15 protein-coding genes are annotated in these 14,651 nt (G+C 72.3%); 7 read left to right on the forward strand and 8 right to left on the reverse strand.

Annotated features, from left to right (window positions below; translation table 11 throughout):
- Window positions 1–113 precede the first annotated feature (113 nt).
- Genes ABFJ78_RS12965 through ABFJ78_RS12980 form a run of 4 tightly spaced genes read left to right on the forward strand, consistent with a single transcriptional unit; the run spans window position 114 to window position 2,269 of the window.
- Complete coding sequence (locus tag ABFJ78_RS12965; protein WP_436386196.1) at window positions 114–1,256, forward strand: M24 family metallopeptidase; 1,143 nt, start codon at window positions 114–116, stop codon at window positions 1,254–1,256.
- On the forward strand, window positions 1,253–1,708 hold the full coding sequence (locus ABFJ78_RS12970) for an Lrp/AsnC family transcriptional regulator (protein WP_003092399.1): 456 nt from the start codon (window positions 1,253–1,255) through the stop codon (window positions 1,706–1,708). Before ABFJ78_RS12965 ends, ABFJ78_RS12970 begins: the two co-directional genes overlap by 4 nt.
- 50 nt (window positions 1,709–1,758) lie before the next feature.
- A complete protein-coding gene (locus ABFJ78_RS12975; protein ID WP_372665182.1) occupies window positions 1,759–1,983 on the forward strand; it encodes a hypothetical protein in 225 nt (74 codons plus the stop codon).
- Window positions 1,970–2,269: a hypothetical protein gene (locus tag ABFJ78_RS12980; RefSeq protein WP_086682453.1), complete on the forward strand. Its 300-nt coding sequence runs from the start codon at window positions 1,970–1,972 to the stop codon at window positions 2,267–2,269. Before ABFJ78_RS12975 ends, ABFJ78_RS12980 begins: the two co-directional genes overlap by 14 nt.
- Window positions 2,270–2,362: 93 nt before the next feature.
- Here the strand turns inward: ABFJ78_RS12980 and ABFJ78_RS12985 are convergent, their stop codons facing one another.
- The 3 genes from ABFJ78_RS12985 to ABFJ78_RS12995 form a co-directional block, all read right to left on the reverse strand.
- A complete protein-coding gene (locus ABFJ78_RS12985; RefSeq protein WP_436386198.1) occupies window positions 2,363–3,442 on the reverse strand; it encodes a GDSL-type esterase/lipase family protein in 1,080 nt (359 codons plus the stop codon).
- Window positions 3,443–3,491: 49 nt separating this feature from the next.
- Entirely contained in the window at window positions 3,492–4,676 is a 1,185-nt protein-coding gene (locus tag ABFJ78_RS12990) for a cytochrome P450 (RefSeq protein WP_436386200.1), read from the reverse strand.
- 163 nt (window positions 4,677–4,839) lie between these two features.
- A complete protein-coding gene (locus ABFJ78_RS12995) occupies window positions 4,840–5,742 on the reverse strand; it encodes a LysR family transcriptional regulator (RefSeq protein WP_436386201.1) in 903 nt (300 codons plus the stop codon).
- Window positions 5,743–5,838: 96 nt separating this feature from the next.
- On the opposite strand from ABFJ78_RS12995, the gene ABFJ78_RS13000 reads away from it, so the two are divergent.
- Complete coding sequence (locus ABFJ78_RS13000; protein WP_436386202.1) at window positions 5,839–6,678, forward strand: oxidoreductase; 840 nt, start codon at window positions 5,839–5,841, stop codon at window positions 6,676–6,678.
- Here ABFJ78_RS13000 and ABFJ78_RS13005 read toward each other — a convergent pair.
- The 4 genes from ABFJ78_RS13005 to ABFJ78_RS13020 all read right to left on the reverse strand — a co-directional run bounded on the left by ABFJ78_RS13005 (window position 6,675) and on the right by ABFJ78_RS13020 (window position 11,049).
- On the reverse strand, window positions 6,675–7,022 hold the full coding sequence (locus ABFJ78_RS13005) for a VOC family protein (RefSeq protein ID WP_436386204.1): 348 nt from the start codon (window positions 7,020–7,022) through the stop codon (window positions 6,675–6,677). The two genes, ABFJ78_RS13000 and ABFJ78_RS13005, sit on opposite strands and share 4 nt — an antisense overlap.
- A gap of 94 nt (window positions 7,023–7,116) precedes the next feature.
- Window positions 7,117–7,785, reverse strand: coding sequence for an ABC transporter ATP-binding protein (locus ABFJ78_RS13010; protein WP_400907240.1), 669 nt, complete (start codon window positions 7,783–7,785; stop codon window positions 7,117–7,119).
- Window positions 7,782–8,474, reverse strand: coding sequence for an ABC transporter ATP-binding protein (locus tag ABFJ78_RS13015; RefSeq protein ID WP_436386206.1), 693 nt, complete (start codon window positions 8,472–8,474; stop codon window positions 7,782–7,784). The genes ABFJ78_RS13010 and ABFJ78_RS13015 overlap by 4 nt, the downstream gene beginning before the upstream one ends.
- Complete coding sequence (locus ABFJ78_RS13020) at window positions 8,467–11,049, reverse strand: FtsX-like permease family protein (RefSeq protein ID WP_436386208.1); 2,583 nt, start codon at window positions 11,047–11,049, stop codon at window positions 8,467–8,469. The genes ABFJ78_RS13015 and ABFJ78_RS13020 overlap by 8 nt, the downstream gene beginning before the upstream one ends.
- A gap of 285 nt (window positions 11,050–11,334) precedes the next feature.
- Here ABFJ78_RS13020 and ABFJ78_RS13025 point away from each other — a divergent pair, with 285 nt between their 5' ends.
- Window positions 11,335–13,050: a glycosyl hydrolase family 18 protein gene (locus ABFJ78_RS13025; protein ID WP_436386210.1), complete on the forward strand. Its 1,716-nt coding sequence runs from the start codon at window positions 11,335–11,337 to the stop codon at window positions 13,048–13,050.
- 115 nt (window positions 13,051–13,165) lie between these two features.
- Complete coding sequence (locus ABFJ78_RS13030) at window positions 13,166–13,699, forward strand: carboxymuconolactone decarboxylase family protein (RefSeq protein WP_436386211.1); 534 nt, start codon at window positions 13,166–13,168, stop codon at window positions 13,697–13,699.
- Here ABFJ78_RS13030 and ABFJ78_RS13035 read toward each other — a convergent pair.
- The gene (locus tag ABFJ78_RS13035; RefSeq protein WP_436386212.1) at window positions 13,696–14,649 is read right to left on the reverse strand and encodes a quinone oxidoreductase family protein; all 954 of its coding nucleotides are present in this window, start codon (window positions 14,647–14,649) and stop codon (window positions 13,696–13,698) included. The two genes, ABFJ78_RS13030 and ABFJ78_RS13035, sit on opposite strands and share 4 nt — an antisense overlap.
- Window positions 14,650–14,651 lie beyond the last annotated feature (2 nt).

Here is a 14,651-nt window from a genome sequence, read left to right on the forward strand (position 1 = left end):
CGCCACGCACCGGCGGCTTCGGGCGGGGGAGGGGAGCGGTTGCGTCACCCGGCCCGGCATGTCGTGGCCCCACGCCGACCGGCCGCGCCGCCCGCCCCACTAGGCTCGGCCTCATGTCGCGCCGTTCCCTCCACACGCCCGCTCCCGACGCCGCCGCCCTCCGGGCTCGCCTGGACCGCGCCCGCTCCGCCGCGGCCGCCGCGGACACCGATGCCCTGCTGATCGCGCCCGGGTCCGACCTGCGGTACCTCCTCGGCCAGGCCGGCGGCTCGTTCGAGCGGCTCACCACCCTCGTCGTGCCGGCCGACGGCACGCCCGCGCTCGTCGTGCCGAAGCTGGAGGCGCCCGGCTACGCCGACGTCCCGACCGAGGAACTCGGCGTCGAACTGCTCACCTGGGTGGACGGCGACGACCCGTACAAGCTCGTCTCGGACCGGCTCGGCAAGCCCGGGCGGGTCGCGGTCAGCGACTTCACCCCGGCCCTGCACGTCCTGGCCCTGCGGTCCGCGCTCGGGACGGCCGAGCAGACCCTGGCCGGCCCGGTCGTGCGGGAGCTGCGGATGCGCAAGGACGCCGCCGAGATCGCGTCGCTGCGGGACGCCGGCGCGGCCATCGACCGGGTGCACGCCCGCGTCCACGAGTGGCTGCGGCCCGGCCGCACCGAGGCCGAGGTCGGCGCCGACATCGCCGCGGCCATCGTCGAGGAGGGCCACGACCGGGCCGACTTCGTGATCGTCGGGTCCGGCCCGAACGGCGCCAGCCCGCACCACGACGTCTCCGACCGCGTCATCGAGCAGGGGGACGTCGTGGTCGTCGACATCGGCGGCCCGCTGCCGGCCGGCTACAACTCCGACTCCACCCGCACCTACGCCGTCGGGACGCCGCGCGACGCCGACGTGGCCGAGACCTACGCGGTGCTGCAGCGCGCCCAGGCCGCCGCGGTGGCCGCGGTGAAGCCGGGCGTGACCGCCGAGGCCGTCGACGCCGCCGCGCGCGACGTCATCGCCGAGGCCGGGTTCGGCGAGTACTTCATCCACCGCACCGGCCACGGCATCGGCCTGGACGTGCACGAGGAGCCCTACATCATCGCCGGCAACGCGCTGCCGCTGGAGCCGGGCATGGCCTTCAGCGTCGAGCCGGGCATCTACCAGCCGGGCCGGTGGGGCGCCCGGATCGAGGACATCGTCATCGTCACCGCGGACGGCGTCGAGTCCGTCAACAACCAGCCGCACGAGCTCGTCGTGCTGGACGCATGACACCCGGCGGCCTGGAGCCGCTGGACCAGTCGATCGTCCAGGAGCTCGCGGCCGACGGGCGGCGCAGTTTCACCGACCTCGCCGAGCGCGTCGGGCTGTCGGTGTCGGCGGTGCACCAGCGGGTGCGCCGCCTCGAGCAGCGCGGGGTCATCCTCGGCTACACCGCGCGGCTCGACGGCGAGCAGATCGGCCTGCCGCTGACGGCGCTGATCTCGCTGACGCCGAACGACCCGGCGGCGCCGGACGACTACCCGCAGCGGATCCAGCACATCAAGGAGATCGAGTCCTGCTATTCGGTGGCCGGCGACGAGTCCTACATCCTGCTGGTGCGCGTCCAGTCTCCGCTCGCGCTGGAGGACCTGCTGCGCCGGATCCGCGAGGCGGCGAAGGTGTCGACCCGGACGACGGTGGTGCTCTCCACGCCGTTCGAGGGGCGTTCGCCGACGTTCTGACGCCGGCGCCCCGCTGGTGTCAGGACAGGGGCGCTGGTACGGTAAAAGGTATGGCAACACGTAAGGTCACTCTTTCGCTGGACAGCGGCGCCCTGGAATTCGCCGAACGTGCCGCGAAAGCCCACGGAATCTCGGTCTCGTCCTGGCTGTCGAAGGCGGCCAGGCGCGAGGCGGTTCGCACGGGTTACACCCCGCAGAAGCCGGAACCGGCCGTCGCGGAATCGGACGAGGCCGAACTGAGCGCGGCCGAGAAGGATCTGCGTGCGCAGGGGTGAAGTCTGGACGTACCACCCCCCGACCGAACCGGCCCGGCAGCGCACCGTCGTGCTGCTGTCCTCGGACGGGGTGAACGAGTCCGAGCGCCCCTGGCTGCTCGGCACGGAACTCCTCGAACGCGACCCGATGGACATCCTCGGGGTGGCGATCGACGCCCGCTACTGGGTGTCGACGCTCAACCTCACCCGGCTCTACCGGCCGTGGTTCGACGAACGCCTCGCCGAGATCGACCAGGACGTCCAGGAACGCATCGACATCGCCCTGCGGGCCGCCCTCGATCTTTGAGTGTATAACGGCCTATACGGACCAGCGGATTTGAAAAAATCACGCAGGTAGGCACCCGCAGCACCCAACCGAAAGCAAAGAGGGGCGGAGGCCTCAGCGGGCCACGACCTCCGGGGCCGGGTGGAGCTTGCCGTCGGCGCCCGCCAGGCAGGAGGCGTTGCCTTCGCGCACGGCGATGAACTCCGTGATGCAGTTGGCGATCGCCGTGTGGCCGGCGGCGTTGGGGTGGAACGACTCCTGCAGCGCGTGGCTCGCCCGGTCCGCCTGGCCGAGGTCGGCCAGCTGGAGCGTCAGGCGCGTGAACCACTCCGTCGCCGGGTTCTGGCCGCCGCTGCACGCTTCGTGCTTGGCGCCGGCCTTGGCGAGGTCGAGGAACCGGGCGCCGGTCTGCTGGGCGGCCGCCTTGAGGCCCGCCGACAGGACGCCGATGCCGGTCTGGGAGATCCAGCGCAGGTCTTCGACCCGGAACGGGCAGCCGTTGAGGGTGCGCAGGTCCTCCGGCAGGTCGGGGCCGATCGGGGCGGCGTAGGACTGCAGGATCAGCTGGTAGTCCGCGGGCACGTACCCGGCGGCGGCCAGCACCTTCTTGACGTCCGCGACGGCGGTGGCGACTTTCGGCACCATGGCGTCCACTTTGGACTGCCAGGTCTGCTTGAGCGCGGTGCTGCACGCCGGGCCGCCGGGGTTGAACCACGCTTTGAAGCACTCGGTGACCTGGTTGGAGAACTTGGGTTCGTCGTTGGCGCCGACGGCGATCACGACGACGGCGACGCGGTGGTCCTTGACCAGTGCGGCGAGCTGTTGTGCCTGCGAGGGTTCGGTCCACTGCTTGACGTCGCCGAGCGCGACCTGTTCGGCGGGGGCGCCGGAGCAGCCGAGGTTGACGTGGGCGGTGATGCCGGGGACGGCGATCTTGTCGACGAAGGCGTTGGGGGAGCGGTGGCACCAGTTGCCGCCCTGGCCGTTGGTGGTGGGGGTGTACTGGCCGGCGCCTTCGCCGGAGACGGTGCTGTCGCCCATCGCGACGACGGTGAGGGGGCCGGTGCCGGGTGGGCCTTGCCGGGGCTGGGGGCGGCCGGGCTGGCTTTCGGAGCCGAAGAAGACGAAGAAACCGGCCAGCAGGGCCACGCACGCGAGGACCAGGGCCCCCCAGTACCACTTGAGACGTCGCATCGCCGTCGATTCTACGGATGGAGTGGCCGGGCCGGGGGTGCGTTGCCGATCACGCCGAGCGGGCGACGGCTCGGTGGGGGACGAGCTCGACCGGCAGTTCCCGGACGCCGAAGATCATCGGTGAGGGGTAGCCGACCTGGACGCCGTCGCGGACGCGGATGTCGGCGAAGCGGTCGAGGAGCTGTTCGAAGACGATGCGGCCTTCGAGGCGGGCGAGCGGGGCGCCGAGGCAGAAGTGGACGCCGCCGCCGAAGGCGAGGTGGGTTTCCTTGCGGGGGCGGGGGTCGAACCCGGCGGGGTCGGTGAAGTGGCGGGGGTCGCGGTTGGCGCCGAGGACCCAGGGGGTGACCATCGACCTGGCGGGGATGGTGACGCCGCCGAGGTCGGTGTCGGTGGTGGTGATGCGCAGGAGCCGCATGATCGGCGGGCGGTGGCGGGTGACTTCTTCGAGCAGGCTGGGGACGAGAGTGTGGTCGCGGCGGACCACGGCGGCGGCGTCGGGGTGATCGTGCAGGGCCAGGACGGTGTTGCCGAGCATCATGGTGGTGGTGATGTGGCCGGCGGCGAGCAGCAGTGAGGCGAAGTTGAGGACTTCGTGGTCGGCGAGCCGTTCGCCGTCGACTTCGGCGTGGGCGAGGCCGCTGAAGAGGTCGTCTTCGGGGTGGCGGCGGCGTTGGGAGAGCAGGTCGGCGAGGTAGTCCTCCATGACTTCGGTCAGTGAGGTGCCGTCGTCGCGGGGTGCGCCGCCGGCGAGGAGGGCGTCGGCCCAGCCGCGGTAGAGGGTCCGGTCTTCGGGTGGGATGCCGATGAGGTCGCCGATGACGACGACGGGGAGCGCGTAGGCGAGGTCGCGGATGAGGTCGGGGTCGTCGCGGTCGGCCATCGCGGTGATCAGGGTGTCGGTGGCGGTGACGATCCGGGGTTCGAGGTCGGCGACGACTTTGGGGGTGAACGCTTTGCTGACCAGTTTCCGGAGGCGGTGGTGCACGGGTGGGTCGACGGCGGCCATGTTGCCGCGGACGGCTTCGGCGGTGTCGGGCAGCAGCAGTCCGGGGTCGGAGGAGAAGGTTTGGTGGTCGGTGAATATGCGGCGTACGTCGGCGTGGCGGAAAACGTGCCAGGTGTCGTTTTCGTCCGCGATGACCGGGGTGTTCTCGCGCATTTCGTCGACCCAGGCAAAGAGCGCGGTTCCGCCGTCTTCCAGGGACGGGGGGCGGACTTGGGGCGAGGTCATCCCGTGGCTCCTTTGTCGAATCCGATTTCGCCGGCCCGGATCAAATGGCTCGTTGCTGTCGAACACGTTATGGCGATTATCGGTCGATCGGCAACGAGAAAAGGTGATCGTTTTCGTCAACGAAATGGGCTTGGCGATCAACTTTGGGTGTCAACCGGACGATTCAGCCTGCTTCGGTCAGGTCGGTGGTCGCGGCGAGTTCGACGGCGAGGTCGGTGAGCACCGGGATCGCGGGGTTGTCGTTGCCGGGCACCCACACGAGTTCGGTCCGGGCGACGTCGTTCTCGAGGGGGACGAACGCGACGCCGGTGCGGCGCAGGCTGTGCGACGAGCGGGTCAGCCGGGTGACGCCGAGGCCGGCGGCGACGAGACCGAGCAGGCCCTGCACGGTGGCGGCCCGCTGGACGACCCGCGGGGTGTAGCCGGCGGCGGCGAAGTCGTCGTCGTAGCTGCGGTGCCAGGGTTCCCAGCTGGTCCGCGGGGTGAGCACCCACGGTTCGGGCGCGAGGTCGGCCAGTTTCAGGGACGCGCGGTCCGCGAGGGGGTGGTCGGCGGGCAGGACGGCGCAGACCTCTTCGGTGAGCAGCGTGCGCGAGGAGAGATCGGGGACCAGCGGCGGGCGGGTGAAGGCGAGGTCGAAGCGTCCTTCGCGCAGGCCGTCGACGAGTTCGGCGATCGGGGCTTCGGCGGTCGTCACGGTCAGGTCGGGGTAGCGCTCGCGGACGGCGCGCAGGATCGGGGGCAGCAGGTAGTTGGCGGTGGTGGTCAGGAACGCGAGCCGGACGCTGCCGATTTCGCCGCGCAGCGCGCGGCCGAGGGTGGTGACGGCTTCGTCGGCGCGGGCGAGGACGGCGCGTGCTTCGGGGAGGAAGAGCTTGCCGATGGCGGTGAGGCGGGTGCCGCGGGGGTCGCGGTCGAACAGGCGGGCGCCGAGGCCGCGTTCGAGGACGGTGATCTGCTGGGACAGGGATTGCTGGGCGATGTGGAGGCCGGCGGCGGCGCGGGTGAAGCTGGTTTCGTCGGCGACGGCGACGAAGTAGCGCAGCTGCCGGAGCTCGGGGGTCACAGGCTCCGACTGTAGCCGTGGCAGGGGATCGGTGTTGGCGGTGCGGTGGTGGGGGTCCCCAGGATGGAGGCAGGATCCACTGGGAGGAACGTGAAGATGACGAACACCGACGGCCGCGTGTGGCTGATCACCGGCTGCTCGGCCGGGTTCGGCCGGGAGATCGCGCTGGCCGCGCTGGCGGCGGGTGATCGGGTGCTGGCGACGGCGCGGCGGCCGGAGACCTTGGCGGGGTTGCGGGAGCGCGGTGGCGACCGAGTGCGGACCGCGGCGCTGGATGTGACCGACGCGGGGCAGGTCGACGCGGCGGTGAAGACGGCGCTCGAGGAGTTCGGCCGGATCGACGTCGTGGTGAACAACGCGGGCAACGGTTCGGTCGGTGCCGTGGAGGAGCTGACGATGGACGAGCTGCGGGCGTTGATGGAGGTGATGTTCTTCGGCGCGGTCGCGGTGACGAAGGCGGTGGTGCCGCACCTGCGGGCGCAGGGCAGCGGGACGGTGGTGCAGATCAGTTCGATGGGCGGGCAGCTGGCGCCGCCGGGGTACGGCGCTTACTGCGCGACGAAGTACGCGCTGGAAGGGATTTCGGAGGCGCTCGCCGCGGAGGTGGCCCCCTTCGGGGTGCAGGTGCTGATCGTCGAGCCTGGGGCGTTCCGCACGGAGTTCGGGGGCGGGCGCATGCACCGCTCGCGCCCGATCGACGCCTACGCCGTGTCGACGTCGGGTACGCGGGAGGCGGTCGAGAACATGGACGGCACGCAGCCGGGCGACCCGGCGAAGGCGGCCGCGGCGATCGTGCGCGCGGTGGGCAGCCCCGACGCGCCGCTGCGCCTGGCGTTGGGCGCGGACGCCGTGGAGGCGATCCGCGCCCAGCACCGGTCGCTCGCGGCGGATCTGGCGGCCTGGGAAGAGGTCAGCCGGGCCACCGCGCTGGACTAGGCGTCCTGCAGGAGGCCGAGGACGTTGCCGTCGGCGTCGGTGAAGGTCGCGACCAGGCGGCCGTTGCCGACGTCCTTCGGCTCGTCCTTGACCTTGGCGCCGGCGGCGGTCACTTCGGCGAGCTTCGCGGCGATGTCGTCGACGTGCCAGTAGGTGACCGGGCCGGTCATGCCCTGCCGGTCGCCGTTGGGGACGAGGCCGATGTGCTGGCCTTCGGCGTCGTAGCCGACGTAGTAGGGCGCGTCGGCCTGGGGTTCGGTGCCGAGGAGGGCGGTGTAGACGGCCTTGGCGGCGGCGAGGTCGGTGACGGGGTGCAGGACGGTCTTGATCCCCTGGGTGCTCATCGTGGTGCTCCTGAAGTCGTGGTCTGCGGTACGGCGATGACGCTATTGCCGGGCCGGTGACCAGCGCTTCTCGATTCCTGATCGGTTGGGGCGGTCAGTCGAGCAGGGCGGTGAGGACGCCGTCGAGGAGGCGGACGCGGCGGTCGGCGATGCGGTGGACTTCGTCGTCGTGGGTCGCGACGATCACTGCCGCGCCTTCTTCGGCGCAGCGGCGCAGCAGCCGCAGGACCCGGGGGGTGCTGCCGGCGTCGAGGTGGGCGGTCGGTTCGTCGGTGAGCAGGACCCGTGGGCGGCCGGCGACGGCCCGGGCGAGGGCGACGCGCTGCTGCTGCCCGAAGGAGACTTCGAGGGGGTAGCGGTCGCCGAGGTCGCCGATGCCCAGCTCGTCGAGCAATCCGGTGACGCGGTCGTGGATCGCGGCGCGGGACGGGCGGGGGACGTCGGAGCGCAGCCGCAGCGGCAGGGCGACGTTTTCGGCGATGGTGAGCTCGTTGGCGAGGCCGAGGGCCTGTGGCAGGACGGCGCAGGTGTGCCACGGCGGGGCGCCGCTGATCGGGACGCCGTCGAGCAGGACGCAGCCGGAGTCGGGGGAGTCGAACCCGCAGAGCAGGGCCAGCAGCGCGCTTTTGCCGGAGCCGGAGCGGCCCGACACGGTGACGAGCTCGCCGGCGCCGACGCGCAGTTCGAGCCCGCGCAGGACTTCGATGTCGCCGCTGGGGTGGGCGAAGCTGCGGCGCAGGCCGACTGCTTCCACGACGGTCATCGTTGCGGCTCCCGTTCTTCGACGCGTTCGAGTGTGCCCTTGTGCAGTCGGGCCACGCGTGCGCCGAGGTCGATCAGGCGGTCGTCGTGGGAGGCGACCAGGACCGCGAAGTCCTGGTCCACCAGGTATTGCAGGGTGTCGAGCACCAGGTCGGCCGAGGCCTCGTCCAGCTGGGACGTGGGTTCGTCGGCGAGGATGACCGTCGAGCGGGCGGCGAGCACGCAGCCGAACGCCAGCCGTTGCTGCTGCCCGCCGGAGAGCGCGGAGATCTTCCAGTCGCCGGTGCCGTGCAGGCCGAGCCGGCCGAGGATGTCGTCGGGGTTGCATTCGGTGCCGGCGGCTTCGGCCGCGGCCCGCAGGTTGTCGGCGACGCTCAGGTAGCCCAGCAGGTTGTCGGCGGGGTTCTGGAACACCAGTCCGAGGTGGTGGCGGCGCAGGGCGCGCCGTTCGCGGTGCTTGAGCCGGTGGACGTCGGCGCCTTGGAAGGTGAGGGTGCCGCGGGCGGGTTGTTCGAACAGGCCCAGCACGCGCAGCAGCGTGGACTTGCCGGAGCCCGACGGGCCGGCGAAGACGGTCATGCCGCGGGCGGGGACGTCGAAGCTGACGTCGTCGACGCCGGTGACGGTGCCGGCCGGGGTGGGGTAGTCGACGCCGATGCCGCGCAGGGTGAAGATCGGTTTGTCAGGCACGGATCAGCTCCGCGGTCCGGGCGGTGCGCACCGAGCGCACCGCGATCCAGCCGGCGAGACCCACGACGAGGACGCCGACGAGCAGCACGGTGAGGACGAAGGGCAGCGGGTCGGGCAGTTCCGAGCGGGGCGCGAGGAACGTCGCCGGGTCGAACCGCGGCACGGACAGCCCCGCGACGGAGACGCCGCAGACCACGCCGACGACGATCGCGAGGCCGCTCAGCGCGCCGAGTTCCATGAGGTGGCTGGCGAGCAGGGTGCGCGGACGCATGCCCATCCGCAGGACGAGCGCGCCGGCGAGGGCGTTCTGCCGGCGCCGGACTTCGACGGCGACGAGCAGGGCGAGGATGGCCACGACCCCGAGGACGGCGCCGAGGAGCGCGACGAAGGAGAACGTCCAGGACACGACGAAGAAGGGCAGGCCGTCGAGCGCGGTTTCGCGGCTGATCCGGTTGGGGATGAACACGCCGGCGGCGCGCAGGGCGGCGGTGGCGTCGGCCAGCGGCGTGGTGGTCAGGACGCTCCACTTGGGGACGCGGTCGAGCTGGCCGTGGTCGAGGGCGGTGCGGGCGACGACGTAGCCGGGGGAGGTGCCGATCATGGGGAACACCGGCAGGTCGGCGACGGTGACGGCGTCGCGCAGGCCGTCCGGCAGCTGCGCGGTCTGCTTGGCGGTGTGGCCGACGCGCAGCACCGGGGTGCCGCGCGGGTCGGGTTGCGCGATCTTGTGCAGGAGGCCGGCGAGGTCGTCGGTGGGGACGTCGCCGGTGGCGGCGCCGCGGGTGAAGGTTTCGGGGTCGACGACGAGCACGACGCTGCCGGTGCCGGTCAGCTCTCCGACGACGGTGCTGGTGCCGGCGAGCGCGGCGGGCATCTTGACGGTGCCCATGCCGATCGGGCTGTCGGTGTCGAGGCGGGCGGTGCTGCCGACGAAGATCGCCGACTTCGTGTCGAGCGCGTCCTCCTGGCCGTTGGCGATGCCGATGCCGGTCGCCAGCGTGCCGATGGCGAGGGTGCCGATCACGAGCACGCCGGTGACCGGGGCGCGGGCGCCGGCGAGGCGGCGGATGGCCAGCTGCAGTGCCGGGCGCGACCAGAAGCGGGCGCGGTGGGAGGCGTGCAGGGCCAGCCACGCCAGCCGCGCGGTCAGCAGCCCGACGGTCAGCACGACGAACACCGGGTAGGTCAGGGCGAGCGGGTCGACCTGGGGTAATGGATTTCCGAGGCGTGAGCCGGTGCTGTAGTGGGCGAGGCGGGTCCAGCCGAGCCACGCCATCCCGGCCGTGGCGAGCTCCCAGGGGAAGTAGCCCAGCAGGCGCATCCGGTTGCCGCCGCGGCGGATGCGGCCCAGTTCGAACTCCCGGTGTGCCCGCACGGCGACGACCAGGGCCAGCAGCACCAGCGACACCACCAGCACGCCGGCCGCGACGAGACCCGCCCGCAGCTCCGCCTCGGGGTCGGGTGCGCCGGGTGGGCCGTAGACGCCGAGCAGCAGGCGGGCGGCGACCGCGCCGAGCACCCCGCCGAGGAGGATCGGCAGGCCGAGTTCGGCGACGGCGAGGCCGCCGAGGGCACCGGGTCCGCTGCCGCGCGCCGAGAGCAGCCGCAGCTGCGCGTGCCGGCGCTGGTACCACTGCAGGGCGACGGTGCCGAGCCCGGCGCAGCCGACCAGGACGCTGATCAGCGCGAGCGGCAGGATCGACACGAACACGTTGGCTTGCGCCTGCCGGGCGATCTGCACCGAGCGTTCGAACGTCGGGACGTCGGCGGCGACGAGGTTGCCGAGGCCTTGGGCGGTGAGGTCGGCGCGGACGTCGGCGACGAGGTCGCGGGAGCGCTGCAGCAGGTCTTCGGCCGCGCTGAGGGTGGCCGGGGGCGGTTCGTAGAAGGAGATGTGGAAGTACTGCACCTTCGGCAGGCCGATCGCCGCGACCGCGGTGTCGAAGGTCTTGCGGTCGGTGGCGAAGACGATCGAGTCGATGGGGTCGTTGGCGAGCCGGTCGACGACGGCGCCGGACTGCTGCGAGCACCACCACCGCGGCGGCGGGTCGAGCAGGTCGCGGTAGATGCCGGTGACCGGCGGCAGCGCGATGCCCTGGATGCTGGGTCTCGCGCCGACGCCGATGTGTTCGGCGTCGGCGACGACGTTGCCCAGCCACAGGCCGGGCGCGCGGGTGCCCTGCTGCAGCGTGAGGTTGTCGAGGCCGGCCTGGTCGCGGTAGGCGAGGCGGACCTTGTAGTGCGGGTCGCCGTTGAACTGCGTGCCGGGCAGCACGGTCGTGTACTCGCCGACGACCGGGGCGCCGAAGCCGTGCGCGGGCGCGTGGCGCTGGACGGCGGTCGTCAGGGCCGGGATGTCCTTCACGGGGATGTTGCCCTTGCCGAAGACCGGGCCGTAGCTGTCGGGGCAGGTGATCCCGGTCTGGTAGGCGACGGTCGCGCCGCCGGCGGCGGAGGCCTGCAGGACCGCGGCGGTGCCGAGGAAGCAGGCCAGCAGCGCGGTCACCGCCGCCACGATCAGGGTGAGCGGGCTGGAGAGGGCGGCCTTGGGGGCCGCACGCCACGGCTTGGTCACTCTGCGCTGTCCAATCTTCCCCCAAATCACCCGCATGGACGCGCACGCTACCGTCAGATCGCAGGAGTTGGCACGTTTTTGTATCCGATCGTTGCTCACTGGCCGTCATCTGCCGCGGAAAGCGCCGCGAGCAACCGCTGCCGCCGTCCGGCCGGTTTAGTGGTCTGGACCTTGACGTCGATATTGGTCTGGTCCAATCCTGAGGACGTTCTCGCCGTGTTACGCCGCGGCACGGCTCCGCCCGGCTTTGGAGCGCAGATGCGTCGACGCAGACCTTTCTCCCGAATGTCCGTTTACCTTGCCTTGACAGCGATCTCGGCCGGCTCGCTGGTCGCCGCCGCCGGCACCGCCCAAGCCGCAACGCCGCTGCCCGCGCACGTCTTCGCGCCCTACTTCGAAGCCTGGACCGGTGAAAGCCCCGCGGCACTGGCGCAGCAGTCCGGCGCCAAGCACCTCACGATGGCGTTCATCCAGGCCGCCACCAAGGGTTCCTGCACCGTCCACTGGAACGGCGACACCGGGATGCCCATCTCGACCGGCGTCTTCGGCTCCGACATCGCCACGATCCGCTCCCGCGGCGGCGACGTCATCCCGTCCTTCGGCGGCTACACCGCCGACAACACCGGCACCGAGATCGCCGACAGCTGCACCAGTGTGGACTCCATCGCCGCCGCCTACGAGTCGGTGATCACCACCTACGACGTCCCGCGCCTGGACATGGACATCGAAGACAACTCGCTCACCAACTCCGCCGGGATCGACCGCCGCAACAAGGCCATCAAGAAGGTCCAGGACTGGGCCGCGGCGTCCGGGCGGTCGCTGCAGATCTCCTACACCCTGCCCACCACCACCCGCGGCCTCGCCGACAGCGGCCTGGCCGTGCTGCGCAACGCCGTCGCCAACGGCACCCGCGTCGACGTCGTGAACCAGATGACGTTCGACTACTACGACAACGCCGCCCACGAGATGGCCACCGACACCCAGACCGCCGCCACCGGGCTCGTCTCCCAGCTCGGCGCGCTGTACCCGGGCAAGACGCAGGCGCAGCTGTGGGCGATGGTCGGGATCACCGAGATGATCGGCGTCGACGACTTCGGTCCGGCCGAGACGTTCACCACCGCCGACGCCGCCACCGTCTACAACTGGGCGGTGTCCAAGGGCATCAACGAGCTGTCGTTCTGGGCGCTGCAGCGCGACAACGGCGGCTGCCCCGGCGGCGCGGCCGCGGACAACTGCTCCGGCATCGCCCAGGACACGTGGTTCTTCAGCCACGCGTTCGAGCCGTTCACCGGCGGCACCACCGTGCCCGGCAACGACTTCTCCCTCACCGCGAACCCGGCGTCCGCCGCGGTCGACCCGGGCGGCTCGGCCACCGCGACGGTCGGCACCGCCGTCACGTCCGGGTCGGCCCAGCAGGTGACGCTGTCGGTCACCGGCGCGCCGGCCGGCGTCACGGCGTCGGTCAGCCCGGGCTCGGTGACGGCGGGCGGCAGCGCGACGCTGTCGGTGAGCACCACCGCGGCCGCGGTCCCGGGGGTCTACCCGCTGACGGTCACCGGCACTTCGCCGTCGGCGAGCCACAGCACCACGTTCACCCTCACGGTGAAGGGCACCCCGCCCGCGGGCGGCGTGGTGAACGGCGGGTTCGAGACCGGCGCGCTGAGCCCGTGGAGCGCGAGCGGCGACGCGATCGTCGCGTCCCCGGTCCACTCGGGGACCCACGCGCTGCAGGTGGTCCCGACGGCCTCGGCCACCGGTGAAGCGGCGCAGAACGTGACGCTGGCCCCGAACCACGCCTACACGCTCAAGGCGTGGGTGCAGGGCAGCTACGCCTACGTCGGGGTTCGTGGCGGCGCGACCGCGGCGACGTGGACCTCGAGCAGCGGCTGGACGCAGCTGTCGGTGCCGTTCACGACCGGCGCGTCCGGCGCGGTGACGGTGTACGTCCACGGCTGGTACGGCCAAAGTCCCCTCTACGCCGACGACTTCACCATCAGCTGAACCCTCGGCTGAGCCTTTCGGCGGCGGCCCGGTTGCGCAACGCGGAGGTTGGCCGGGCCGCCGTCGGCCGAAAGACTCACGGGGACGATCTTTTCGCCCCGCGAGGAGGACCCCGATGCCGCACATCCCGCTCGACCCGCAGCTGCCCGGGATCCGATCGCTGATGGCCTACCGCCCGGAGACCGCGGTCCCGCTGAACCACCTGGCGCAGACGCTCCTGCGCGGTCCCAGCACGCTGACCGTCGGCGAACGCGAACTGATCGCGGCGGTCGTCTCGAGCGGCAACGAGTGCCGCTTCTGCCACGGCAGCCACGCCGCCGCGGCGGCCGAGACCCTGGAAGGCGGCCGGGCCGTGGTCGACGCCACGTGCGCCGGGGTCGACGACGCACCCGTGTCGGACAAGCTCAAGGCCCTGCTGCGCATCGCCCTCGCGACCCGCGAAACCGGCCGCGCCGTCACCGCCGAGCTGATCACCGCCGCCCGCGCCGAAGGAGCCACCGACGTCGAGCTGCACGACACCGTGCTGATCGCGGCGGCGTTCTGCATGTACAACCGCTACGTCGACGGCCTGGCCACGGTCGCGCCGGAGGACCCAGCGGCCTACGAGATGATGGGGAAGGTGCTGGCCGCCGAGGGCTACGGCCGCTAGGGCACCAGCACGATCCGGCCCGGGCGGGTCCACGCGTCCCCGGCTTCGGCGAGCGGGACGCGCTCGTGGTCGACGGTGAGGTCGCCGGCCATCGCGTGCCCCACCACCGTCAGCAGTGCTTCGCGGCGCCGGTCGGCGTCGAGCTCGTTGTTCGTGTAGCCGTGGATGTGCAGCGACCGGCTGCGCAGCACCGCCGAGGACACCGGGCACTCTTCGCCGGCCGCGCTGCCGAGGTTCACCAGCCGCCCGCCCGGGCGCAGGGTGCGCAGCGCCGCCGCGGCCGGAATCCCGGACACCGGATCGATGACCAGATCGACCGGGACGTCTCCGAACCGCCGCGCCAGCGAATCGACGTCGTCGCCGTCCGCCAGAGGTACGACGCTGTCCGCGCCGAGCCGCCGGGCCCGCTCCAGCGCGGCGTCCGATCGCGCGCACGCGACGACGTGCCCGGCCCCGGCCACGCGCGCCAGCTGCACGGCCGACTGGCCGACGACCCCGCCGGCGCCGAGCACCAGCACGGTCTCGCCCGGGACGAGGGTTCCCTTCCACGTCAAGCACATCCACGCCGCCACCGCCGACAGGCCGAGCGCCGCGACGAGCGCGTGGTCCGCCCCGGCCGGCAGGACCACCAGGTCGGCGGGCGCGACGACGGCGTGCTCGGCCATGCTGCCGTCCCCTGGTCGCATCCCGGCGGTCGTGGCGAACCAGACCGGCGTCCCGGCCGGCTCGGTCGGCGTCGGCCGCGTGAGCACGCCGACTCCCTGCACCCCTGGCACGTACGGCAGATCCGGCAGCCCGAAGTAGGACGTGCCGGACGCGCACAGCAGGTCGAGCGGGCTGACCGGCGCGGCGGTGACGCTCACCGCGACCTCGCCCGGCCCGGGTTCGGGTGCCGTCCGGTCGGTCACCACCGGGGGAGCGCCCGCCGCCCGGATCTCCGCCGCGCGCACGG

This window comes from Amycolatopsis sp. MEPSY49, assembly GCF_051337345.1.
GTDB lineage: Bacteria > Actinomycetota > Actinomycetes > Mycobacteriales > Pseudonocardiaceae > Amycolatopsis.